10 protein-coding genes and 1 pseudogene are annotated in these 24,824 nt (G+C 65.9%); 4 read left to right on the plus strand and 7 right to left on the minus strand.

Annotated elements, in window-relative coordinates; genetic code table 11:
• Window positions 1–4: 4 nt before the first annotated feature.
• Entirely contained in the window at window positions 5–490 is a 486-nt protein-coding gene (locus tag M1247_RS14330) for a flavin reductase family protein (RefSeq protein WP_317157010.1), read from the minus strand.
• A 133-nt stretch (window positions 491–623) separates the two neighbouring features.
• On the opposite strand from M1247_RS14330, the gene M1247_RS14335 reads away from it, so the two are divergent.
• Window positions 624–1,295 carry a GAP family protein gene (locus M1247_RS14335; protein ID WP_317157011.1) on the plus strand — a complete coding sequence of 224 codons (672 nt, stop codon included), beginning with the start codon at window positions 624–626 and terminating at the stop codon, window positions 1,293–1,295.
• A gap of 1 nt (window position 1,296) precedes the next feature.
• Here the strand turns inward: M1247_RS14335 and M1247_RS14340 are convergent, their stop codons facing one another.
• From M1247_RS14340 to M1247_RS14355, 4 genes are read right to left on the minus strand one after another with little or no spacing between them, the layout of a single operon-like run.
• Window positions 1,297–3,048, minus strand: coding sequence for an AMP-binding protein (locus M1247_RS14340; RefSeq protein WP_317157012.1), 1,752 nt, complete (start codon window positions 3,046–3,048; stop codon window positions 1,297–1,299).
• Between the two features lie 34 nt (window positions 3,049–3,082).
• Window positions 3,083–4,219 carry an acyltransferase PE gene (pe, locus tag M1247_RS14345; RefSeq protein ID WP_317157013.1) on the minus strand — a complete coding sequence of 379 codons (1,137 nt, stop codon included), beginning with the start codon at window positions 4,217–4,219 and terminating at the stop codon, window positions 3,083–3,085.
• Window positions 4,220–4,276: 57 nt separating this feature from the next.
• Window positions 4,277–7,282 carry an MMPL/RND family transporter gene (locus M1247_RS14350; RefSeq protein WP_317157014.1) on the minus strand — a complete coding sequence of 1,002 codons (3,006 nt, stop codon included), beginning with the start codon at window positions 7,280–7,282 and terminating at the stop codon, window positions 4,277–4,279.
• A gap of 46 nt (window positions 7,283–7,328) precedes the next feature.
• Window positions 7,329–8,750 (minus strand): condensation domain-containing protein, encoded by a 1,422-nt coding sequence (locus tag M1247_RS14355; protein WP_317157015.1) that lies wholly within the window; start codon window positions 8,748–8,750, stop codon window positions 7,329–7,331.
• A 226-nt stretch (window positions 8,751–8,976) separates the two neighbouring features.
• Here M1247_RS14355 and M1247_RS14360 point away from each other — a divergent pair, with 226 nt between their 5' ends.
• Window positions 8,977–19,989, plus strand: a complete 11,013-nt coding sequence (locus tag M1247_RS14360) for a type I polyketide synthase (RefSeq protein ID WP_317157016.1) — start codon at window positions 8,977–8,979, stop codon at window positions 19,987–19,989.
• Between the two features lie 18 nt (window positions 19,990–20,007).
• On the opposite strand, the gene M1247_RS14365 is transcribed toward M1247_RS14360, so the two are convergent.
• The gene (locus M1247_RS14365; RefSeq protein WP_317157017.1) at window positions 20,008–21,087 is read right to left on the minus strand and encodes an NAD(P)H-dependent amine dehydrogenase family protein; all 1,080 of its coding nucleotides are present in this window, start codon (window positions 21,085–21,087) and stop codon (window positions 20,008–20,010) included.
• 237 nt (window positions 21,088–21,324) lie between these two features.
• On the opposite strand from M1247_RS14365, the gene M1247_RS14370 reads away from it, so the two are divergent.
• Window positions 21,325–23,190 carry an acyl-CoA dehydrogenase gene (locus M1247_RS14370; protein ID WP_317157018.1) on the plus strand — a complete coding sequence of 622 codons (1,866 nt, stop codon included), beginning with the start codon at window positions 21,325–21,327 and terminating at the stop codon, window positions 23,188–23,190.
• 77 nt (window positions 23,191–23,267) lie between these two features.
• A pseudogene (locus tag M1247_RS14375) lies at window positions 23,268–24,027 on the plus strand (APC family permease).
• Here the strand turns inward: M1247_RS14375 and M1247_RS14380 are convergent.
• Entirely contained in the window at window positions 24,020–24,820 is an 801-nt protein-coding gene (locus M1247_RS14380) for a GAP family protein (RefSeq protein ID WP_317157019.1), read from the minus strand. The pseudogene M1247_RS14375 and the gene M1247_RS14380 sit on opposite strands and share 8 nt — an antisense overlap.
• Between the last annotated feature and the right edge of the window lie 4 nt (window positions 24,821–24,824).

Here is a 24,824-nt window from a genome sequence, read left to right on the forward strand (position 1 = left end):
CGCGTCAACCGCCCAGTTTGCGAAAAGCGCTGCGGTGGAAAACGATCGGAGCCACATCGTCGTGCACAGTGATGTCGTGCACCCGTAGCACCACGATCGTGTGGTCCCCGGCAGGCACCAACTGTTCGATGGCGCTCTCCAACCAGACGCTGGTGCCGTGGATGAACACCGCACCGCTCTCGCGTGACTCTGTCTTCAGGCCGGCGAATCGGTCGCCGGTTTTGGCGGCCAGTGTCCGCGCCGCGCCGTCGTGCGACTCCCCCAGCACGCTGATACCCAGGAACGCCAGGTCCTTGAGCTTGGGCCAGGTGGTCGAGTCGTTCTGCACACAGAACGACACCAGCGGCGGATCCAGCGACACCGGTACAAAGGTGCTGGCGGCCAGACCGATCAGCGTGCCCTCGACCTGCGCCGCGATCGCGATGACGCCGGACGGGAAGTGACCGAACGCTTCACGCAGCGACGTCGGGCTCAGATCTGTTGCGCTCATAAGAAATCCATCTTGACACGTCGTCGAGCGCGGCGGACAGGTCAGGGGTGCCTCGACCCGTCCTGCCATGCGTGCGGCGTCAAAATCGTGCTGAACAGAACCCGCCTCCGCCCGGACGGTAACCTGACCCGTCATGTGGATCACGCTCCTGGTGATGGCCGCTGCCGTCAGCCTGGAGCCGTTCCGGATCGGGATGACCGTCCTGATGCTCAACCGGCCCCGGCCGCTGTTGCAGCTGCTCGCCTTCCTTGCCGGCGGGTTCGCGATGGGCGCCACGGTAGGGGTGATCGTGCTGTTCATCCTCCGGCCGGCCCTGGGATCAGCCCATTTCACCCTGCCCAGGGTGCAGCTGGTGGTGGGGGCGATGACGCTGGCCGTCGCGGCGGCGGTGGCCATGGGCCTGGTGCGGCCGCGACCCGGGTGGTCGGCAGGCCCAGCCGACGGGAAACCCCGTCAGCTCATGCTGCGCGTCCGGCAGTTGCTCAGCGGCCATTCGCTGTGGACGGCAGGCGCCGCGGGCCTGGGCATCGCGCTGCCGTCGGTCGACTACCTCGCCGCGCTGGCGCTCATCGTCGCCTCAGGCGCTGCGGCAGGCACCCAGGTCGGTGCCTTACTGCTGTTCAACGTGGTGGCGTTCGGGCTTGTGGAGATCCCGCTGATCTCCTACCTGGTAGCCCCGGAACGTACCCGCGCGGCGCTGTCGGCACTGCACGACTGGTTGCGGTCGCGGCGCCGCCGCCATGTGGCGGTGCTGTTGGCCGCGGTCGGATGCGTGCTGCTCGCCGCGGGATTGATCGGTCTGTAGCTCAGGCGTCCAACCGGACGAATTCATCCTGCCGGTACTGCTCCACGCAGGCGGCGCGCCGGATCTTGCCGCTCGTCGTGATGGGGATCGAGCCGGGTGGCACCAGCACGAGATCCCCCACGTTCAAACCGTGTGCGTTGGACACCGCGGAGGTGACGTCGCTCTTGACCCCGCTGAGCCAGTGCACGGCCTCCAGCGTGGACTTCTCCCGCTTCTTGACCTCGATGACCGTGACCAGCTTCTCGGTGCTGTTCGTCGAAACCGAGATCGCCGCGACCCGCCCACCGGTGATCTGCTGGACCGTCGCCTCGATGTCCTCGGGATAGTGATTACGCCCCCGGATGATCAGCAGATCCTTGATGCGGCCGACGATGAACAGCTCGCCTTCGGAGACGAAGCCCAGATCCCCGGTCCGCAGCCACGGTCCGGCGGGGGTGCCCGGCGTCGGGTCGGCGACCGTGGCGCCGAAGCACCGCTGTTCCTCCGGTGGCCTGCTCCAGTAGCCTGCCGCGACATTGTCGCCGTGCACCCAGATCTCGCCGACCACGTCCTGCGCGCACTCCCGGCTGGTGTCGACGTCGACGATCCGTAGCACGGGCGATTGCGGCAGTCTGTATCGCACGAGCGATGAACCGGCCTCGCCGCGTGCGCACCGCCGCGCGCGGCCCGCCGACAATTCGTCGACATCGAAGCGGACGGCCTCGGCGGATTCACTCCAGGTACCGGATGTCACGAAGACGGTTGCCTCGGCCAGTCCGTACGAGGGACGCAGCATATGGTCCCGAAAATTGAAGTGGGCGAACCGATCTGCAAAGCGTTCCAAGGTGGCCCGCTCGACACGTTCGGCGCCGTTGATGATGCCGAGCACCCCGCCGAGGTCGAGTCCGTCGAGGTCCGCGTCCTTGGTTTTAGTGGCGGCCAGGTCAAAAGCGAAGTTCGGCGCCGCCGAAAAAGCATGAGGATTCTCGGCCAGCGCACGTATCCATCTGGCCGGCCGCTCCAAGAACGCCACGGGGCTCATCAGCGTGGCGGGAAAGCCGCCCAGGATGGGTGCGCACACGCCCAGCACCAAACCCATGTCGTGGTAGAAGGGCAACCACGACACGATCGTCATATCGGACGAGGTTTTGACATTCGCGCCCGCGAACAAGCCCCGCATCAGCTGCTCGAAATTCACCTGGAGGTTGCGGTGCGAGACCATGACGCCGGTGGGCACCCGGGTCGAACCGGAGCTGTACTGCAGATACGCGGTGCTGGGCAGTTCCGCCGCCTCGAGGCTCGGTCCGCCGTCCGCCTCGGCGTCCAGATTCAGCGAGTCGATCTCGATGATCTTCGGCGCGGTGTCCAGGCCTGCGTGGGCGACGTAATCGCCGACGTCCGCGGCGACCGCGGAGGTGGTGAGAACAACCGAGGGCAGGGTATCGGCGAAAACCGAACTCACCCGGTCGTGACTCGAACCGCGATGGGGCAGCGGGAGCGGTACCGCGACGAGCCCGGCCTGCATGGCTCCGAGAAAGGCCAGGATGTATTCCAGGCCTTGGGGGGCCAGGATCACCGCCCGGTCGCCGACCGACCCGTGCAGACGGATCGCCCGCGCGACATTGACGGTCCGGCGGGACAGCTGCGACCACGTCAAGGTCTCGGCAACGTCGGGCGCGTCGTGGACGTAATCGGTGAACGTGAACGCCACCTCGTCGGGACGCAGACTGGCACGTCCGTGCAGCATCGAGAGAATGGAGGATTGGGTAGACATCACATCACGTCCGTAACTCGTCGAATCCGTCGGCTCAGCCTGCGCCGGGGGCGTTCAGCACAGACAACGCACCGTTGACGAGTTCTGACATGGGATCGCCGCCGCCCCCGAACGTCGCCTCGTTGGCGGGTTCGGTGACCTCCAGTGGGTCGAAGCCGTGCACCGGATCCACCTGCACCGGGGCGGTGGCCGGATCGTCGTTCCGTGAATAGCCCGCATTCACCCGCGGCATCAGAATCGCGTCCAGTTGATTCAGCGTGTTCTCGTCGTACCCGAGGTACTTGGCGCCCAGCACCAGGGGCAGGTGCTGCTCGGGAACCAGGTACGTCGTCGTCGTCGCACCCTTCGAGTTGACCGTCGTTCTGATGTTCTGCGGCGGGACGTTGCTCGGGTTGGTGAACGCAATCGCGGTGTGACCGGTGGCCAGGCCGGCGATCGAGTTGGCGAGAGCGAACACGTTGTCCGGCCGGTCGGGAAAGTCGGCGATGCTGTCGTAGGCCGAGACGAACTGGTCGGTGTGATACTGGCTCTCGACCGGGGCCGGGATCCGGTAGTCCATCGCAGGCACGACGCTGCCGACCGGGAACATCTGGGTCAGGAAGCTCTCGCCGAACGGGTGCTTCGCGATCGGGTCGCCGAACGTCGCGAAGGTCAGTTGATCCGGCGGCGGCGCGGTCGGATCATTCGCCAGCCGCGCCTTCACCGCGTTGAGCACCAGCGCTCCCTCGGACAGCCCCATCGCCCTGCCGGGGCCACCGTTGCGGATCGCCGTTTCGAGATTGCCCTCGCCCTCGTCGACCGACTCCCCGATGCTGGGACCGTCGAGCCCGATGCCCGGGTAAATCTCCTCGCCCACCCGGCCGATGCCGGGAAACATGCGTTCCAGGACGTGGCCCTGAACCTGCCCGGCCGGATAGTCGACCTTCACCCGCTTCATCCCCGGGAACCAGTCGGCGCCGGTGCGCCGGATGTACTCGTCGTACGGAATGCCCAGAACATGGGCGCCACCCAGCGCGTACGCCGTACCCGGATCCGGTCCCCACGGGGCCGGTGCGGGCGCGGGCGGCGCGGGCGCAGGCAACTCATCGGCCCGCGCACTCCCGGAGACACCGAAGGATCCTGAGCCGCTGACCGTCACCAGGACTACAAGTCCTGCAAGGAGTCTTTTCATCCCTACTCCTGACCGCTGCGCTTCGCGTCGTAGTTTCACATACATCCCGTGCCCGTGCTAACCCGGCTGTCCGGCCGGTTCGGGCGGCGCTTGCGATGTCAAGCGCCGCGCACCCGGTCGTGACGGCCACCAGTTCGCCCGCCCCACCAGGGCCGCGATGGCAGGCACCGTAATGGTGCGCACCACAAAGGTATCCAGCAGAATTCCGACACCGATGATGAAACCGCTCTGCACCGCGATGCCGATACTGGAAAACATGAGACCGGCCATCGAGGCGGCGAAGATGAGACCCGCCGCGGTGATCACACCGCCCGTCGAACCCAGCGTGCGGATAACGCCGTAACGCGTGCTGTGCAGAGACTCGTCCCGCATTCGCGATACCAGAAGCATGTTGTAGTCGGCGCCCACCGCGACCAGCACCACGAAGGCCAGCGGCGGCACGCTCCAATGCAACGGCTGGCCCAGTATGTACTGAAATACCAGGACACCGATCCCGATGGCCGCGAAGTACGAGATCACCACGGAACCGACGAGATACAGGGGCGCGACCACCGCACGTAACAGCAACATCAGGGTCAGCAGCACGACGATGAGCGTCGCGGCGATGATGTACCGGATGTCCTGCTGGTAATAGTCGCGGGTATCCCGCAGTGCGGCGGGGAACCCGCCCATCGATATCGAAGCGTCCGCCAGGGCGGTGTTCGGCTGGGCGTCGCGGGCGACGTTGTTGATCTCCGTGACCTGATCCATCGCCTCGGGGCTGAACGGATTGAGTTTGGTCTGCACCAGGTACCGCACCGAGCGACCGTCCGGCGAGATGAACGCCTTGGCGGCCTTCTTGAAGTCCGGCAGGCCCAGCACTTCGGCCGGGATGTTGAACCCCGCCTGCGACGGGTCCGCAGCGTTGGTGCGCATCGACAGCAGGAAGGCAGACGCCTCGTTGAGCCCGGCGGCGATCACCTTCACCTGTTGGACGACTTCGTCGACTCCGCCTGCCACTTCCCGGCTACCGCCGGCCAGGCGGTTGGCGCCCTGCTGCAGCTGGGTCATGCCCGACTGCGGACCGCCGGGCTTGTTCAGCCCCATCGCGTCGACCGTCTTGGCGACGTTTGCCAACACACCGTTCAGCTTCTTCACTGTGGCGTTGAGCGTCTGGGTGTCATCGACGCTGAGCTGGTGCGCGAGATCGTTGATCTGGTTGAGGTTTCCCTCGTTACGCGGGTCGGTCAGCTTCCGGAACTGCGCGCGGGTATCGCTGCAGGACGGATTGGCGTCGCACACCGCGTTGCCGTCCAGCGCCATGAGAACTGGGCCTATCCAGGCGAACAAGTTCTTGGCCGCGGTGAAGTTCACGCCCATGGCATTGCCGAGCGCGTTGACGCTGTCGATGAGCTTGGCGGCGGCGTCGACGTCCCGCACCAACTTGTCGCCACCGTATTCGGCTCGCATCGAAGTGAACGTGGTGACCAGGCTTTGGATGCTGGGCGCAATCTGGTTGATCTGGGCGCGGACATCGGCCAGGCTGTCGGCCAATGTGTTGGCCCCGGACGCCAGTCGATTCAAGTCACCGGTGCGCTGGCCGATCTGGGCGGAGCCGTCCGCCAGCCGCGAACCGACCAGGCCCGACTGATAGGTGGCCCTGAACTCGGGCGGGACTTCGCCGAGGGGCCGGGTGATGCCGCTGACCAGCCCGACATCCGGCAACTGCGCGACGCGCGAGGCCAACTGCTCCAGATCGGCGAGAGCCCGCGGGGTGCGCAGGTCATGCGGTGACTGGATGAGGATGTATTCGGGGATGGACTGGTTGATCGGGAAATGACGTTCCAACGCCGCATATCCGACTGAACTCGGCGCCGACGCCGCCACGACTTTACGATCGTCGTAATTGTATTTCGCAAAGATCGCGAAGCCGGCCAATATGGCCAGGACCAGTGCACTGGCGATCAGATGTGCCACCGGTCGGCGGACGATCCGGATACCCGAACGCCGCCAGAAACGCGCAGTCAGTTCGCGTCTCGGCTTGACCCAGCCGCGCGGCCCGGCGAGTACCAGAATCGCGGGAAGCAGCGTCACCCCGGCCAGGAATGCGACACCGATCCCGATCGCCGACGCCACACCGACCGTCCGGAACACTCCCATTTTCGTGAAGCTCAAAAGCAGGAAAGTGATACCCACCATGGAGGCGGATGCCGCGATCACCTTCCCGATCGAGATCATCGCCTTCTTGACCGCCAGATCGGAATCCGCGCCCATTCTCAAATAGTCGTGATAGCGGCTGATGAGAAAGACCGCGTAATCCGTTCCGGCGCCGGCCATGATCGCACTCAGGAAGATGATGGACTGGTTCGAGACCCCTGAACCGGTCAGCTCGGAATAGGCCGCCACCAGAGCCTGGGCGATCAGCAGGGACGACCCGATCGTCACCAACGGCAGCAGCATCGTGACCGCATTGCGGTACACCAATAACAGCACCCCGAGGACCAGGACGGCGATCGCGATCTCGATCGGCAGGCGATCCCGTTCACCTGCGACAGTGAGGTCGGCGGCGGTGGCCGCGGGGCCGGTGAGATGCACGGTCAGCGGGCTGCCCGCGGTGCTGCGTTCGACGATGCCGGAAACCCGGTTGAACGACTCGAACGCCCGAGGCGTGCCCAACTCACCCTCGAGACTGACCGGCAGTACCCAGGTCGTCTTGTCCTCGCTGGTCAGGAACTCGCGTAATTGTGGCGTGCTGATGAAGTCCTGCACCGACACGACATCTGCCATGTTGTCGCGCAGCGCGTCGACCAGCTTGCGGTAGGCCGCCTCGTCGGCGGGGCCCAGCCCCTTCTCGTTGATCAACGCCACCAGAAGCAGGTCATCGTTGCCCGATTCCTGGAAAGCCTCGGTCATCTTCTGAGCGGTGACGCTGGACGGTGCATCGCTGGGCAGGATGGCGAGCGGATGTTTCTCGGCCATGTCAGCGATCGACGGGGCAGCCAGCGGCAGGGCGATCAGGACCGCGATCCAGACCCCGATCACCGCCCAGGGCCACCGCGCCACGAGATCGGCTAACCGTCGCATTTCGCCCTCATACCTTCACCTGCCGCCTCATCACGTGAGCCCAAAGCTACGCGACGCGTCCCCAGTGCCCGCTGTCCGCGACCCGTGCCGATACGGACTTCATCGCCTCCAGATAGCGGGTGACCGATTTCGCGGCGACCGGGTTGTCAGGATGCATGATCGCCATGACCGTGCCTTCCCCGTACCGGAATATGTAGATCGTCAATTGATACGAGAAACGATCGTCCGGATACATTCCGATATTGTTCGCAAGGCCCATGTCACCTGCGGCGAGGATGGCGTTGAGCGGAGCAGCGCCACCGTGCAGAAAGTTCGATACCGGAAAGTTCGGCTGTGGCCAGTTCAACCACGGCGCCAACTCCATTACCCGGTAATACGGCACTCTCGCCATGTCCAGGCCCGAATCGAAAGACGCCTGGGCGGCCCACGCGGCGTCGTTGAAAGAGGTCGCCGCAACCGGGACCGTGATCGGAATCAGGCCGGTGAACCAACCCTGTGTCATGAAATTGTCGCCGGCTGTGCGCGAATCCCTCGGGGTCAGGCCGTGATAGGTGAGTGCACCGGTGAACTCGTGCTCCACCAGGCCCAGACAGGCGAACAAGCCACCGACGAAGCGCGCGCCCGCACCCGCGCAGGCTGATTCGAAGCGCTCTGTCTGCGCGGGATCCATCAGGACTTCGGAGGACCAGGCGCTGCTGGTCGACTCATCCGGATTACCCAGCGGCAGCGGGAATTCCGGGAAACCGTCACCATTGTTCTCGGCGAAGTCGATCCAGGCCCGCACTCCCGGCGAATCCAACGTCAATTCCGACGTGTACTCCCGCTCGCGGACACAGAAGTCGTCGAAACTACCGGCATCGGGCAGCGTCAGAGCCTGACCGCTGCCGCTCATCGCCGAATACATTCCGTTTGCTTCCATCATCGTGGTGCCGATCAACGTCGCGTCTCCGTGGACGTGATCCATGGCGGCAAAGAAAGTGAAGTGATCCTCGTTCTGGATTACCCCGAAAGTGAAGCAACCCCACTCCAGTGGATTAGGTATGTCGGTGACGTGCGCGCGAATTTCCTCGACGGTCATGACACCCTGATCGACAGGTGCGAATTCGATGTCAGCCGGATCATCGATGGCATGACGGACGAACTTTCCGTCATCGGATTGTTCGAACCAACTTCGGAAAGTGTCGTGCCGGCGTAGGTAGGCATTTACGGCATGATCCATAGCCGGGATATCGCACTGTCCGGCGACTTCACAGCTGGCGATGATCTGGCGGGAGAAGTTCAATCCCGCCGCTGTGCGTTCGCTGTAGTTACGAAGGTGTTGGCTTTGCATGTAACTCACCGGGACCGAACTGACCGGAGCTCTTTTCGCCCTCTCGGCAGCCGTTGCCGTCGGGTGCCACGAAGTGACCGATCCAGGACTCAACGACCATTCATCAAGTGCGCCAACCGTTATCTTCCCGATGCGCAAAACTTTTCCCTCTCAAATACTCCGGCTCCGACAGGCTCCAGATCCGGCGGAACTCCCCGCGGCCCAACATACCCAAGGTTCTACCCGCACAGGAACGCGCAGCGACAGCGAACTGCTGCATACCACACCTGCGCGTGCAATAGTGTGCGACGGGGGGTCGGTTACCTGTCGCTGCAGACGTCGCGCAGAGTGTCATTCTGACCGCCGATACAAGGAGGATAACCGCATGGCATCCACCGAACGTACGCTTGAGCCACCGGCCCGTTTTGCCATCGTCGGCTATGCGGCCCGTTTTCCGGGCGCCCCGGACGCCGACGGGTTCTGGGACGTTCTGAGCGAGGGCCGCGACGCGATTTCGGACGTGCCGAAGGACCGCTGGGATGCCGACGACTTCTTCGACCCGGAGCCCGGTGTGCCCGGCAAGGTCGTGACCCGTCGCGCCGGCTTCGTCGATGACGTGACCGGGTTCGACGCGCCGTTCTTCGGCATGTCGACGCGCGAGGTCAGGCTGATGGACCCGCAGCATCGGCTTTTGCTGGAAACGGCGTGGCGCGCGGTGGAACACTCGGGCACAGCACCCTCGGACCTGGCCAACTCCAACACCGGCGTGTTCGTGGGCCTGGCCACCCACGACTACCTGGGCATGGCGTCCGACGAGCTGACTTATCCCGAAATCGAGGCCTACATGGCCATCGGGACGTCGAACGCCGCGGCGGCGGGGCGGATCAGCTACCGGCTGGGCCTGCAGGGCCCCTCGGTGGCCGTGGACACGGCCTGCAGCTCGTCGTTGGTGGCAATCCATCAGGCGTGCCAGGCGCTCCGCCTGGGAGAGTGTGACCTCGCGCTGGCAGGCGGCGCGAACGTGCTGCTCACTCCCGCCACCATGATCACGTTCTCCCATGCGCACATGCTCGCACCCGACGGCCGGTGCAAGACGTTCGACGCGGCCGCCGACGGCTACGTGCGCGGCGAGGGTTGCGGTGTCATCGTGATCAAGCGCCTCGAGGACGCAATCGCCGACGGTGACCGGATCCGGGCCGTGATCCGCGGCAGCGCAATCAACCAGGACGGCGCGTCGGGCGGCTTGACGGTGCCGAACGGCGTTGCCCAGCAACGGGTTATCGCCGACGCGCTCAAGCGCGCCGGCGTCGCACCCGGTGACGTCGGATATCTGGAGGCGCACGGCACGGGAACATCGCTGGGCGACCCGATCGAAGCCCAGGCCGCCGGTGCGGCGTTCGGTATCGGACGCGAGGCGAACCGGCCGCTGTTGATGGGCTCGGCCAAGACGAACATCGGGCACCTCGAAGCGGCCGCGGGTATCGCGGGTGTCATCAAGGTGATCCTCTCGCTTGAGCACGAGTTGCTGCCGCCGCACCTGCATTTCCAGAATCCGTCGCCACACATTCCGTGGGACCGGCTTGCGGTGCAGGTCGTCAAAGAAGCCACCGCTTGGGAGCGCAATGACCGGGCCCGCATCGCGGGTATCAGCTCGTTCGGGTTCGCCGGAACGAATGCCCACGTCATTCTCGAAGAAGCACCGGTCGCGCCTCAGGTACCCGGTACGGCACCCAGGATCGACGAACAGACCGGGGATGGACGGTTCAGCGTCCTTCCGCTCTCGGCGCGGACACCGACCGCCCTGGTGCAACTCGCCGGCCAGTACCGCAACTGGTTGAACGCGCAGCCGGACGCGGGACTGGCGGACGTGTGCTTCACAGCAGGGGCGGGTCGGGCCCACCTCGAACACCGGGCCGCGTTGGTGGTCAATTCGAGAGAATCCGCCATCGAACTGCTGGGCGCCCTCGCCGACGACCGCCCCGCACCTGGCCTGGTCCGCGGAGAATCCCAGGACGCACCGAAGACCGCGTGGCTGTTCACCGGCCAGGGCAGCCAGTACCCCGGCATGGCCCGGGAGTTGTACGACACCGAGCCGGTTTTCGCCGAGACGCTGAACCGTTGCGCGGCTGCTGTCGCCGACGTCCTCGAGAAGCCTCTGCTGGACGTTGTTTTCGACTTGGACAGCCCGGAGTGCGAAGAGACGCTGCGGCAGACCTCCTACGCGCAGCCCGCCCTGTTCGCGCTGGAAATGGGTCTCGCCCACCTCTGGCAGTCGTGGGGCCTCGAGCCGGACGTGGTGCTGGGCCACAGCGTCGGCCAGTACTCGGCGGCCTGCGTCGCGGGGGTCTTCAGCCTCACCGACGGCGCACTGTTGATGGCCGAACGCGGCCGCCTCTTCGGCAGTTTGCCCGAGGGCGGCCGGATGGTCGCGGCGTTCACCGCCGCCGAACGCGTCGAGAGCCTCACCGACGAGTTCCCGACGCTGTCGGTCGCCGCCTACAACGGCGCCAACACCGTGCTGTCCGGACCCGGGCAGGATCTGGAGAAGGCGGTGGCCGGACTTGTCGCCGCCGGTGTCCGCTGTGACTGGCTCGACACCAGCCACGCATTCCACTCAGCGCTGCTGGACCCGATCCTCGACGAGTTCGAGTCGTATGCGCAACGATTCACTTTCCATCCGCCACAACGAATTCTGATCGACAACCGCACCGGCGCCGCACTCGGCAGGAGCGTCAAGCTCGACGGCGCCTACTGGCGCAGGCACGCCCGCCAGCCGGTGGAGTTCGCCAAGAGCGTGCGCACTCTCGCCGACCTGAACTGCAAAGTCCTGCTCGAGATCGGTCCCCGGCCGGTGCTGACCGCCACGGCCCTGGGAACATGGCCCGACGCGGCCACCGCACCGCGCGTGATCACCTCGATGCGCCGGACGACCGCCGACCACCGGCAGATCACCGAAGCCGTTGCCGACGCGTACGTCTTGGGCCATCTGCCCGACTTCGCGGCCCTGCGGCAGACTCCTGCGCGAAAGCTCGATCTGCCCACCTATCCGTTCGAACACCGCCAGTACTGGTACTCGGACAACTGGGCTGACACGCGGAGCAGCACCGTTCAACAACCACACCATGCCTCCAGTAAGGCCGTCCGGCTTCTTGAGGAGGGGCGGCTTGAGGAGCTCGCAACCCTGCTCGATGGCACGGGCGAGGATCAACAGACCTTGAGCGTGCTGAACAAGCTTGCGGCGCAGCACAACCGACAACGCAACTCCCAGGCAACGGCAGAAGACCGCTACGAAATCCGCTGGGAGAAGGCGACCGCCACACCCGTCGGGCAACCCGAGGCGGCAGCCACCTGGCTCCTCGTCGGGGAAGATTCCTCGGCAGTTCAACCGTTGGTCGAGGTGCTGACCGCACGCGGCTACCGGCACCGCATGCTTGAGTTGCCGGTGTCCGACGCCGACGAGGAAAAGCTCGCCGACGCATTACGTGCTGCGGCAGTGGACGATTCAACGCTGCGCATCGTGCATGTCGGCGCGCTGGACGCCCACACCACCGGTGGCGCGCCCTCGATGCAGTCACTGTTGCGGATGCAGCACCGGATCCTCGGCGGAACCCGGCGACTTTTCCGCGCCGCGGTGGCCGCTGAACTGCGCGCACCCATCTGGGTCGTGACCCGTGGCGCACAGCGCGTCACCGACACCGACACCGTGGCCCCGGATCAGAGTTGCCTGTGGGGCTTCGGTCGTGCCGCGTCACTGGAACTTCCCCAAGTGTGGGGCGGACTGGCCGATCTGCCGGGAGACGGCGCTGCCGAATGGGTCCGGTTCGTCGATCAGGTCGCGGCACCACGCGATTCGGGGGTCACCGAAGACCAGATCGCGCTGCGCGATCAGGGTGTCTACGTCCCCCGGCTGGTTCGGCGCACCGACGAGCCGACCGGCATCCCGCTCACGCTGCGCTCGGACGCGACGTATCTGGTGACCGGGGGACTCGGATCGATCGGGCTGGAGATCGCCGGGTACCTGGCCGCAAACGGCGCCCAGCATCTGGTGCTGACCAGCAGACGCCCACCCAACGAGGCCGCCCAACAACGCATCGCCGCACTGGGCGAGCAACACAGCTGTGAGATCCGGGTGGTCGCCGCCGACGTCGCCGACGCGCACGATGTGGCACGGCTGTTGGCCGGCGTGCACGCCGAGCTACCACCGCTGGCCGGGATCGTCCATGCTGCCGGCGAGCTCGGCACCACGGCCCTAAGCAACCTGGACGACGCCGAAGTGGATCGCGTTTTCGCCGGTAAGGTCTGGGGTGCATGGCATTTGAGCCAAGCCGCGGCCAAGGACAAACTCGACTTCTTCATCAGCACCTCCTCGATCGCCTCGGTGTGGGGCGGATACGGTCAGACCGCCTACGGCGCGGCGAACGCATTCCTCGACGGACTCTCCTGGCACCTGCGGGAGCAGGGCATCGCCGGCACCAGCGTCAACTTCGGTCCCTGGTCGGCGGGCATGGCCGATGCCGAATCTCGTGCGCGGCTCGATCAGCGCGGCGTGCGGACGTTGTCACCGGCAGATGCCCTTGCGGGCATGGCCGATGTCGTCGGGGCATCGTCGGCCCAAGGGGTGGTGGCTCGGATCGACTGGGCGCGTTTCCTGCCGCTCTACCAGCAAGCGGGTAGGCGGGCATTCCTGGCGGAGTTGGCACGGGAGGTGCCTGCCGAGATCACCACGCCGTCGGTGACCACCTCAGGGAAGACTCAGTTGGTCGAGCAGCTCTCCGGTGCCCCGGTGCAGCAACGCAAGAAACTTCTGACCGACTACCTGCGCAACGCGGTCGCAGAGGTGACCCGCGTGGATGCCGTCGAGATCCGCGATGATGCAGGATTCTTCGACCTCGGCATGGATTCGTTGATGGCCGTCGAGCTGCGGCGGCGCATCGAACAAGGTGTGGGCAGCGAGATTCCGATCACCCTGGTGATGGATCACCCCCGCCTGTCCGACGTGGCCGACTACCTGCTCGGCGAGGTACTCGGGCTCAGCGAGCAGACCGCGCCTGCGGCTGCGCCAGCGTCGGTGATGTCGACGCGCGCGGACGAGCCGATCGCGGTCGTCGCGGTATCGTGCCGTTTTCCCGGCGCGCCCGACCCGGAAGCCTTCTGGAGTGTGCTGTCCGGCGGTGTCGACGCGATCCGGGAAGTCCCCGAGGACCGGTTCGACATCGATGAGTTCTACGATCCGGATCCGGATGCTCCGGGCAAGACCTACACGCGCTTCGGCGGATTCCTGGACGGCATCGACGGATTCGATCCCGAGTTCTTCGGTATCTCCCCACGCGAGGCCGTCTGGATCGAGCCGCAGCAGCGGCTGATGCTCGAAATGGTGTGGGAGGGTCTCGAACGGGCCGGGTACGCGCCTGCCGGATTGCGCGGCAGCCGAACCGGCATCTTCGTCGGTGTGGCCGCCAACGAGTACGCCCACCTGCTGTCGTCGGAGTCGATCGAAAAGATCGAACCCCACTTCATCACCGGCAATGCGCTCAACGCCATTTCCGGTCGGGTCGCGTTCGCGCTGGGACTCGAAGGACCCGCGGTGGCGATCGACACCGCGTGCAGCTCGGCGTTGGTGGCCGTGCATCAGGCCTGCCAGGCATTGCGTTCCGGTGACTGCGATCTGGTACTGGCAGGCGGTGTCAACGTCCTCCTCAGTCCCGTGACCGTCGTCGCGGCATCTCGCGCACGGATGCTGTCCCCCGTCGGTCGATGCAAGACCTTCGACGCCTCCGCGGACGGCTACGTGCGTAGCGAGGGCTGCGGAATCCTGGTGCTCAAGCGGCTGAGTGACGCCGAGCGTGACGGCGATCGGATCTGTGCGGTCATTCCCAGCAGTGCGGTCAACCAGGACGGCGCTTCCAGTGGTTTGACGGTACCCAATGGTGGCGCACAGCAACGGCTCATCGGCACCGCACTGACCAGGGCAGGGCTGACGGGCGGGGATGTCGACTACCTCGAGGCGCACGGTACGGGCACCCCGCTGGGGGATCCGATCGAGGTGCAGGCGGCGGCAGCCGCCTACGGCGGCTCGCGTGATGCGGACCGACCGCTGCTGATGGGATCGGTGAAGACCAACATCGGTCACCTCGAGTCCGCCTCTGGCGCCGCCGGTCTGATCAAAGTCGTGTTGTCGCTTCAGCACAACGAACTCCCCGCGAGCCTGCACTTCGACAATCCGTCGCCGCACATCCCGTGGGACTCGCTGCCGGTTCGCGTGGTCGACAAGGCCATGCCCTGGCACGCCAACGGCAGGCCCCGCCGCGCCGGCGTGAGCTCCTTCGGGTTTACCGGCACGAACGCGCACGTGCTGCTCGAGGAGGCCCCGCCCCGGGCTGCGGCACCGGCCGATTCCGAACCGGAAACTCCTTCTGAGAAGCCCGGCGTCCATGTCCTTCCGCTGTCGGCGCGGTCACCGGAAGCACTCGCAGCGCTGGCACAGCGTTACGAAACCTGGCTGAGCGCACACCCTGACGTCGATCTCGACGACGTGTGCCGCACCGCAGGCACCGGACGTTCGCATTTCGAGCATCGCGCAGCGCTGGTCGTGGATTCGGTCACGGGTGCGCGCGAGGCCCTGACCGATCTGGCCGAGAACCGCGTGCGACCCGGCGTGGTGCGGGGCGAGCACACCCGCCAGCCGACCACAGCGTGGTTGTTCACCGGGCAGGGCAGCCAGTATGCGGGGATGGCGCGTGAGTTGTTCGACGCCGAGCCGGTTTTCGCCGAGACCGTGACCCGGTGCGCCGACGCGGTGAAGGACATGCTGCCGGAGCCGTTGTTGGAGGTGATGTTCGCCACCGATCGTGAAACCGCGGGCGCGGCCGGAGAAAGACTGCGGCACACGTCATATGCGCAACCGGCGATTTTCGCCGTCGAGATGGGGCTGGCACGGCTGTGGCAGTCGTGGGGCATCGAGCCTGATGTGGTACTCGGGCACAGCGTGGGTCAGTACGCGGCAGCGTGTGTGGCCGGAGTATTCAGCATCGAGGACGGCGCACGGCTGATGGCCGAACGCGGCCGGATGTTCGGCAGCCTGCCCGAAGGCGGGCGGATGGTGGCGGTATTCGCCGACGCCAAGCACGTCGAAGCGATCACCGGAGAGTTCCCGCGGGTGTCGGTCGGTGCCTACAACGGACCCAACACCGTCCTGTCTGGCCCGGGCGAGGATCTGGAACAGATCGTCGCCCGGTTCAGTGACGAGGCGATCCGCTGCACGTGGCTGGACACGAGCCACGCGTTCCACTCGGAACTCCTGGACCCGGTGCTCGATGAGTTCGAGGCGTACGCAGCGCAATTGCACTACGCCACGCCGACGTTGCCGTTGGTCTGCAACCGCACCGGCGCCGTGCTCACGGCCCAGACCCCACTCGACGCCGGCTACTGGCGGCGGCATTCCCGTCAGCCGGTGCAATTCGCCGAGAGTGTGCGAACGGTCGCGGCACTGGGCTGCTCGGTACTGATGGAGATCGGTCCACAACCGGTGCTGACCGGGGCTGCGGTGCAGGTCTGGCCGGAACACCTGGCGGCGCCGCGGGCGATCGCCTCACTGCGTAAGGGCGTCGGCGACCGGCGCCAGCTCGCCGACGCGTTGGCCGCGGCCTACGTCGGCGGTCATCGGCCCGATTTTGCGACGCTGCACAGCGGGCCCCATCGCAGGCTCGAACTGCCCACCTATCCATTCCAGCACCGCCGCTTCTGGCCGAAGACGTCCAGCATCTCGGTCGATGGTCCTGCGGTATCCGGAATACTCGGTAGTGCAAAGGATCTCGCTTCCGGCGACACCGTCTACACCAGCAGGTTGTCCGTCAAGTCGCAGCCGTGGCTGTCCGACCACGTCATCTACGGCACCGTCGTCGTCCCGGGGGCGACCTATGCGGCGATGGCGCTGGCCGCGGTCGGCCCGCCCGGGCGGGTGAAGGACGTCTTCTTCTACGAACCGATCATTCTGCCCGAGAAGGCGTCTCGGGAGGTGCAGCTGACGCTGCATCCTCTTGGGGGCGAGAACGAGTGGAGTTTCCAGGTACACAGCCGCCCGTACGGCGAGCGCGGCGCCGAATGGTCGTTGAACGCCGACGGCACCGTGGTGAGTGGCGCCTTCGACCTCACTGACGAGCCGGAGGACGGACCGTCGGATCCGGTCGATGAGGCCATCGAACGGTGCAACCGCATGCGCCCGCAGGAGTTGTTCGAAACCTTCTCCGACATGGAGTTGGCCTGGGGGCCGACCTGGTCCGGGTCGCTGAAGTCGTTGTGGCTCGGCGAGGGCGAGGCGATCGGCGACATCTTCGTCGGCGAAGAACTCGCCGAACAACTCGGCACCGAGCCGATGCACCCGGTGCTGATGGACCTGTGCACCGGTGTCGCCTTCCCCGCGTTCCCGGCACTTCTGGCGGCCGAACAGGGCGTACACGACCTGTTCCTGCCCTTGCGGTACGGGCAGGTCATGCTGAAAGAGAAGATGCCTCGGCGGTTCTACTGCCGCGCACGCTGGCATACCAGCGCGCTCGACAGCGAGACCCAGGTGTTCGATCTCGACTTCGTCGACCGGGACGGCCACCGCCTGGGCGGGATTCGTGAGTTCACGGTCAAACGCGCGCCCCGAGAAGCGTTACTGCGCGGACTCGGCGGCGATGCCACCCGGCTGCTCTACACCCTTGGCTGGCATGAACTGTCGGCACCGGCTGCCGATGAGGACGCCGGGACGGCGAACGGCACCTGGTTGATCGCCGGCTTCGACGAACTCGCCGCCAAGGTGCCGGGCTGCATCCCGTTCGACCCGAACACCGATCCGGAGCCGTTGGGACAGGTTCTGGTCCAGGCCGCCGAGCGCGGCGTGCCGTTCTCCGGTGTCGTCTGGCGGAGCAGCGCGCCCGGCGCAGCGGAGTCGGATGCCGACGCCCAGGCGCGACTCGAGACCGAGATCGCCAACCTGCTCGGCGCCGTGCACACCGTGCAACGCGGTTCACAAGACGGCGGCGTGAAACTTCCGAACGGACTGTGGATCGCCACCGAGGGCGCCGTGGCCACCGAATCCGGCGAGCCGGTCGATCCGGTGCAGGCGGCGCTGTGGGGATTCGGGCGCACCACGATCAACGAAGAGCCGGGGCTGCGCTGCAAGCTCGTCGACTGCGATGGATCACCGGAAGCGGTGCAGGCACTGACCGCGCTGTTGGCCAACCCCGTCGACGAACCGGAGCTCGCACTGCGGCAAGGGAAGCTGCTGGCTTCCCGGTTGCTGCCATGGGCGCGCAGCGGGCATCTCACGGTGCCACGCGGCGGCGACTACGTCCTCGCGCCCACCGAACGTGGCGCGATCGACAACCTGCGGGTGACCGAGACCGACGTGGCGCCACCGCAAGCGGGCTACGTGCAGGTCCGGGTCGAGGCCGCCGGCCTCAACTTCCGGGACGTGCTCAACGTCCTCGGCCTCTACCCCGGCGATCCCGGACCGATCGGCGGCGACTTCGCCGGCGTCGTCACCCAATTGGGCAGCGACGTCACCGGACTCGAGGTCGGCCAGCGCGTCTACGGCTCCATGCAGGGCGCGTTCGCCAGCCGGTTCAATGTGCCGTCCCAGTTCCTCGCGCAGATCCCCGACGGGGTCAGCGCGGTGGAAGCCGCGACGATTCCCGCTGCGGCACTCACGGTGCGGCTGTCGTTCGACTGGGCGCAACTGAAGCCGGGCGACAAGGTGCTCATCCACGCTGCCAGCGGCGGTGTCGGCCTGGCGGCCGTCCAGATGGCACAGCAGTGCGGTGCCACGGTCTTCGCCACGGCAAGCACGTACAAGCGGGCGACACTGCGCAAACTTGGTGTGAAGTACGTCTATGACTCGCGGACAACGGATTTCGCCGAACAGATCCTGGCGGACACCGACGGCCAGGGGGTGGACGTGGTGCTCAACAGCCTGACGAGCGAAGGCTTCATCGAGGCCACGCTGAAGGCCACCGCCAAGAACGGCCGCTTCGCCGAGATCGCCAAGCGCGACATCTGGACACCGGAGCAGATGGCCGAGGCCCGACCCGATATCGCCTACGAGATCGTCGCATTGGACACGGTGATGTTCGAGGAGCCAGAACGCATCCGCGACTTGCTCACTGAGGTGTCGCAGGGTCTGGTCAATGAAGAGTGGCGACCATTGCCCGCCGAGATCTACCCGCTGACCGAGGCGAGGGCCGCGTTCCGTCGCATGCAGCAAGCCCGGCACATCGGGAAGATCGTGGTGCAGATACCGAACCCGCTGCAGCCGCGACCCGACCGGAGCTACCTGATCACCGGCGGACTCGGCGCGATCGGGCTGCACACGGCGTCGTACCTGGCCCAACTCGGCGCCGGCGACATCGTGTTGACCAGCCGACGCGCACCGGACGCGGATACGCAGAAGGCGATCGAGGAGATCACCGAGCGCTACAAGACCCGCATCCACGTCTTCGCCGCCGATGTCGGCGACGAATCCGAGGTCGCGGAGTTGCTGGAGCGCATCCGCGCAGAGTTGCCGCCGTTGGCCGGTGTGGCACATCTGGCCGGTGTGCTCGACGACGCGCTGCTGTCCCAGCAGAGCCTGGACCGGTTCCGAACCACCTTGGTGCCCAAGGCATACGGCGCCTTCTATCTGGATCGGTTGACCAAGGACGACGAGCTGGACTTCTTCATCGTGTCCTCCTCGGTGTCCAGCCTGTTCGGTTCACCGGGCCAGTCCAACTACGCGACCGCCAACGCACTGCTCGACGGCCTGGTCGCGCGAAGGAGGGCGCAGGGCCTGCCCGCCACCGGGGTCAACTTCGGCCCCTGGGCCCAGGGCGGCATGGCCTCCTCGGAGGCCGCGACCGCCAATATCAGTGCACAGGGCCTCACCCCGCTGGATCCCTCGGCGGCGTTGGCTGCGCTGTCCGAGGTCGTCGCCAACGGAACCGGTCAGGCAACCGTCATCAAGGCCAACTGGCAGCGGGCGGCGAAGGTGCTGGGCAGTTCGCGGCCGCCGATCCTCGACCTCGTGTTGCCGAGTGCCGCAGGTGAGGTGACCGGTGACAGTGAACTGCTGCGGCAGCTGCAGGAGATCCCGGTGCCACAGCGCGCGGGATTCGTCACCGAATTCCTTCAGCGTGAGGTGCAGAACTTCCTGCGTCTGGCGCAACCGCCCGCCGCGAGCAGTCGGTTCCTGGACCTCGGCACGGATTCTCTGATGGCGATCGAACTCCGCAACCGGTTGCACAGTCAGTTCGGCGGCGCATTCACCATCAACGCGACCGCGGTGTTCGACTATCCGACCATCGGGGGGCTCGCCGAGTACCTCGTGGGTCAGCTGCCCGACGCGGATTCGCCGCAGGCAACTCCCGAGCCGGCGGAGGCCTGACCCGCGAGCAGGAGAAAATCAGGCCCAGCGCGTCGCTTGCAGGTCGGCGGGCAGGCTCGATTGCAGGGGAACGTCGAGACCGTCGTAGATGCCGGGCTTCTGGGTGGCCAGCCAGTCGATGGCCCCCAGAAGCCGGTTGGTCGCGGTGGTGTTGCCGCCGTCGGCGCGGGTACCGCCGGGCACATCGGCGCGCACCAGGATCGTCAGCTCCGGATCGCCGTCGATGATCACACGGTGGTCGCCGACGCCCTCATCGGGTTGCGGCCAGTCCGGCGCACACGACGGGTCGATGCGCGTGATGTGCTCGATGACGATCCGTTCCCGACCGCCGGCCCAGCCGATGACCTTGAGATAGAACGCGCCCTGGGTGCCCTGTTCGAACCGTCCCATGACGTTCTCGACCGGCTTCTCCAGCGGGCGGCGCTGGACGTCTTCGGTGATCTCGTCGATCTCCAGGCCCAGCCCTCGGGCGACGAGGCGGATGTTGCCGCCCCACACCATGGTCGGGATGGACGGCAACAGCATCATCGGTGTCTCGGCCATGGAGCCGCCGAAACCACACAGCACCTTCACCGAATGCGGCTGGTTGTAGGTCGAGTAGTCGAAGATCTCCTGACAGCGGATGGTGCGGATCCGGGTGCACAACCCGGCCGCGATCACCGCGAGCGCATCGTTGCCCCACCCCGGGTCGACGCCGCTGACCAGTAGCGAAGCGTTGCCCTCGACGGCGGCCCCGGTGAGTTGGTCCACCCACTCCGGCGGTGCGGAACGCGGGTCGTACAGCGAGTACAGCGACGGCGTCACCACCTGCTTGCCCGCCCGTAGGCACCGCTCGATGTCGGCGATCGCCTCGATGGGGCGAGTGTCACCGGAGGCCATGTAGGCCACGGCATCGCACTCTGCCAGCGCCGCGTCGACGTCGGTGGTGACGGTGATCCCGGTGGCCTCGCGCAGAGACGTGAACGATGCCGCTTCTTTGCCAGCTTTGTCCGGTGACGACGTGATGACACCCACGAGCTCTAGACCTGGGAACGCCACCGTCGACCGGATCGCCGTTGCGCCCATATTGCCTGTTCCCCACACCACCACACGTCGCATCGGGCCACCTTATCGGCACATTCGTGACAATCGTCACAGGTTGACGAAGTGCCTGCTCACAACGGGCTTTCAGAGTCGTGTCGCGGCCCGATCAACCACTGGGTTAGTTAGGTACCGGAAATTGCTCGCGATCGCTTTGCGTTGAAGTTACTGAACGGTATAGTTAGCCGCAGTTACTGGTGGGTAACTTATCCGAAGTACCCAACCACTAGGTGGCATTCTCACCGAGGAGGAAACGTGAGCCACTACAAGAGCAACGTCCGTGACCAGGTCTTCAACCTGTTTGACGTCTTCGGCCTGGACAAGGCCCTTGGTACAGGCGAGTACAGCGATCTGGACGCCGATACGGTCCGCGAGATGCTCGGCGAGATGGCCCGCCTGGCCGAGGGGCCAGTCGCCGAGTCGTTCACCGAAGGCGACCGCAACCCGCCCGTATTCGATCCCGAGACCCACTCCGTGAAGCTTCCCGAGGCGTTCAAGAAGTCCGTCGCCGCGGTGACCGAGGCCGGCTGGGACAAGGTCGGTATCGAGGAGGAGCTCGGCGGGACGCCGGTGCCCCGCGCGATCGTCTGGGCACTGGCCGAGCATGTGCTCGGCGCCAACCCCGCGGTCTGGATGTACGGCGGCGGTGCAGGCTTCGCCAGCATCTTCTACAAGCTGGCCACCGAAGAGCAGAAGAAGTGGGCCATCCTGGCCGCCGAGCGCGGGTGGGGCGCCACCATGGTGCTCACCGAACCCGACGCGGGTTCTGACGTCGGCGCGGGCCGCACCAAGGCGGTCAAGCAGGAGGACGGCTCCTGGCACATCGACGGCGTGAAGCGGTTCATCACGTCCGGCGACTCCGATGACATGTTCGAGAACATCTTCCACCTGGTGCTCGCCCGTCCCGAGGGCGCGGGTCCCGGCACCAAGGGGCTGTCGCTGTTCTTCGTGCCCAAGTTCCACTTCGATCCCGAGACCGGCGAACCGGGCGAGCGCAACGGCGCCTTCGTCACCAACGTCGAGCACAAGATGGGCCTGAAGGTCTCGACCACCTGTGAGCTGACCTTCGGTCAGCACGGCGTACCCGCCAAGGGCTGGCTGGTCGGCGAGGTGCACGACGGCATCGCGCAGATGTTCGACGTCATCGAGATGGCCCGGATGCTGGTGGGCACCAAGGCTATTGCCACCCTGTCGACCGGTTACCTCAACGCGCTCGAGTACGCCAAGGAGCGCGTCCAGGGTGCCGACCTGAGCCAGATGATGGACAAGACCGCACCGCGCGTCACCATCACCCATCACCCTGATGTCCGTCGCAGCCTGATGACCCAGAAGTCCTACGCCGAGGGCATGCGCGCGCTGTACCTGTACACCGCGACCTTCCAGGACAAGGACGTCGCCACAGCGGTGCACGGCATCGAGGGCGAGCTGGCCCACAAGGTCAACGACCTGCTGCTGCCCGTGGTCAAGGGCTTCGGTTCCGAGCAGGCCTACGCCAAGCTGACCGAGAGCCTCCAGACCTTCGGCGGTTCGGGCTTCCTGCAGGACTACCCGGTCGAGCAGTACATCCGCGACGCCAAGATCGATTCGCTGTACGAGGGCACCACCGCCATCCAGGCGCAGGACTTCTTCTTCCGCAAGATCATCCGCGACAAGGGTCAGGCGCTGGCGTTCGTGGCCGGTGAGATCGAGCAGTTCATCAAGAACGAGTCGGGCAACGGGCGGCTCAAGACCGAGCGTGCACTGCTGTCCACCGCGCTGGAGGACGTGCAGGGCATGGCGGCCTCGCTGACCGGGTACCTGATGGCTGCTCAGGAGGATCAGGCCAGCATCTACAAGGTCGGCCTCGGTTCGGTCCGCTTCCTGCTGTCGGTCGGCGACCTGCTGCTCGGCTGGCTGCTGGCCCGCCAGGCCGCGGTGGCGATCGAGAAGCTCGACGCCGGAGCCGGGCTGCCGGCGACATCCGGCCAGGGCGCTTCCGGCGACGACCGTGCCTACCTCGAAGGCAAGATCGCGGCGGCCTCGTTCTTCGCGAAGAACTTCCTGCCGCTGCTCACCAGCACCCGCCAGGTCATCGAGACCATCGACAACGAGGTGATGGAACTCGACGAGGCGGCGTTCTAAAGTTTTGGCATCGAACGTTGGCTTGTGTGCCATTCTTCGCTGAAACAGCGCACACAAGCCAACGTTCGGCGGGGTAGATGACGGACAGCAAACTCAAACGCCAGATCACCGGGCCGCTGCTGTTCCTGTTCATTCTCGGTGACGTGCTCGGGGCGGGCATCTATGCACTGATGGGCGTGCTGTCCGGCAAGGTCGGAGGAGTGCTGTGGGCACCGCTGCTCGCACTCCTGACGGCAGGTTCCTACGCCGAGCTCGTCACAAAGTATCCGCGGGCCGGTGGTGCTGTGGTGTTCGCCGAGCGTGCCTTTCGGCAACCGCTGGTGTCGTTCCTTGTCGGGTTCTGCATGCTGGCCGCCGGGGTCACCAGTGCGGCCGGACTGGCGCTGGCCTTCGCGGGCGATTACCTCGCTACGTTCGTCGACATCCCTGCCATCCCGGCGGCCATTGTCTTCCTCTGCCTGGTCGCCGCGCTCAACGCCCGCGGCATCAGTGAGTCGGTGAAAAGCAATGTCGTGATGACCGTCATCGAATTGAGTGGTCTGCTCATCGTGATCGTCGCCCGCACTGGCGATCCTGGCCGGGGCGATCATCTCTTACTACTCGTTCGTCGGATTCGAGACTTCGGCAAACGTCGCCGAGGCCGTGGTGCTGCTCCTGCTGTTCGTGTTCATCTCGACCAACGCCGCCGTGCTGGTCCTACGCCGTGACACCGTCGAGCACAACCACTTTCGGGTATGGACGGCCGTGCCGGTGCTCGGGCTGGCCTCATGTGTCCTGCTGGCCGTCGGCGCGGTGCTGTTTCTCGTCGCCCGCGCGACCACCCGGCATCTCACATGATGCCGAAGCCGATGAGCAGTTCCCAGAGCCCGACGACTGCGAACAGCACGAGCAGGATGTGTGCGCGGTGTGCCAGCGACCAGTCGTGCACCGGCCGTAGTACGGCTTGAGTTTTCGCCGGCGCGACGACATAGCTGAAGAGCACGATCTCGAAGACCGCCAGCATCGCGAAGACGAACGCGATGGAGGCGATGATCTGCGTGCCGATAGCGAGCCCCGAACCCACGATGAGGGTGTCGACCAGCAGCACCAGCGGAGGTGGCGGCATGTAGGCCATGCCGAACACCAACGCGACCCACAGAGCTCCGTTGTCCCACTCTTCGTGGGCACGGCGAAGCAGCCTGCCGAATATCGACCGGATCTTTGCCATCGCATTTCTGGTCCAGCTCGGCGGCGAGTCGTCGACCTGGGGCTTCGGGTCCTCAACCAGGAGCGACGAATCGCCCCGCGCGCCGACCGGTGCGGGTTCTGGTGCCCGCTGACGCACCCAGAGTCGCACCGCCATGAGGACGGCGATCACGAGCGCGAAGACTCCCGTACCGAGCTGAAACGGCTTGATGCTGGAGCCCTCGTCCGGGGTCGCGAGATCCTGGGCGAACGAGGTGAATGACGGCACCCAGTGCATCACCATCAGCGCACCCACGAAGGAGGGCACGTTGACCACCAGCGCGCCGACCCAGAAGACGAGGAGATTCTGCACCGGCCGCGGCCGGGAGATCACCAATAAGGTGAAGCCGAGAAGCATCGGATTGAGCGACACCAGAAATGCCAGCCCCAATACCTCGCTCCACATACCC

Origin of the sequence: Mycobacterium appelbergii (assembly GCF_032883035.1) — a bacterium.
Lineage (GTDB): Bacteria > Actinomycetota > Actinomycetes > Mycobacteriales > Mycobacteriaceae > Mycobacterium > Mycobacterium appelbergii.

What these genes read in the sequence shown, in the direction of transcription:
- M1247_RS14335 (WP_317157011.1), top strand. Translation starts at nt 624, where the DNA reads ATGTGGATCACGCTCCTGGTGATGGCCGCTGCCGTCAGCCTGGAGCCG.
- M1247_RS14380 (WP_317157019.1), bottom strand. Translation starts at nt 24,820, where the DNA reads ATGTGGAGCGAGGTATTGGGGCTGGCATTTCTGGTGTCGCTCAATCCG.
- M1247_RS14350 (WP_317157014.1), bottom strand. Translation starts at nt 7,282, where the DNA reads ATGCGACGGTTAGCCGATCTCGTGGCGCGGTGGCCCTGGGCGGTGATC.
- M1247_RS14330 (WP_317157010.1), bottom strand. Translation starts at nt 490, where the DNA reads ATGAGCGCAACAGATCTGAGCCCGACGTCGCTGCGTGAAGCGTTCGGT.
- pe (WP_317157013.1), bottom strand. Translation starts at nt 4,219, where the DNA reads ATGAAAAGACTCCTTGCAGGACTTGTAGTCCTGGTGACGGTCAGCGGC.
- M1247_RS14340 (WP_317157012.1), bottom strand. Translation starts at nt 3,048, where the DNA reads ATGTCTACCCAATCCTCCATTCTCTCGATGCTGCACGGACGTGCCAGT.
- M1247_RS14360 (WP_317157016.1), top strand. Translation starts at nt 8,977, where the DNA reads ATGGCATCCACCGAACGTACGCTTGAGCCACCGGCCCGTTTTGCCATC.
- M1247_RS14365 (WP_317157017.1), bottom strand. Translation starts at nt 21,087, where the DNA reads ATGCGACGTGTGGTGGTGTGGGGAACAGGCAATATGGGCGCAACGGCG.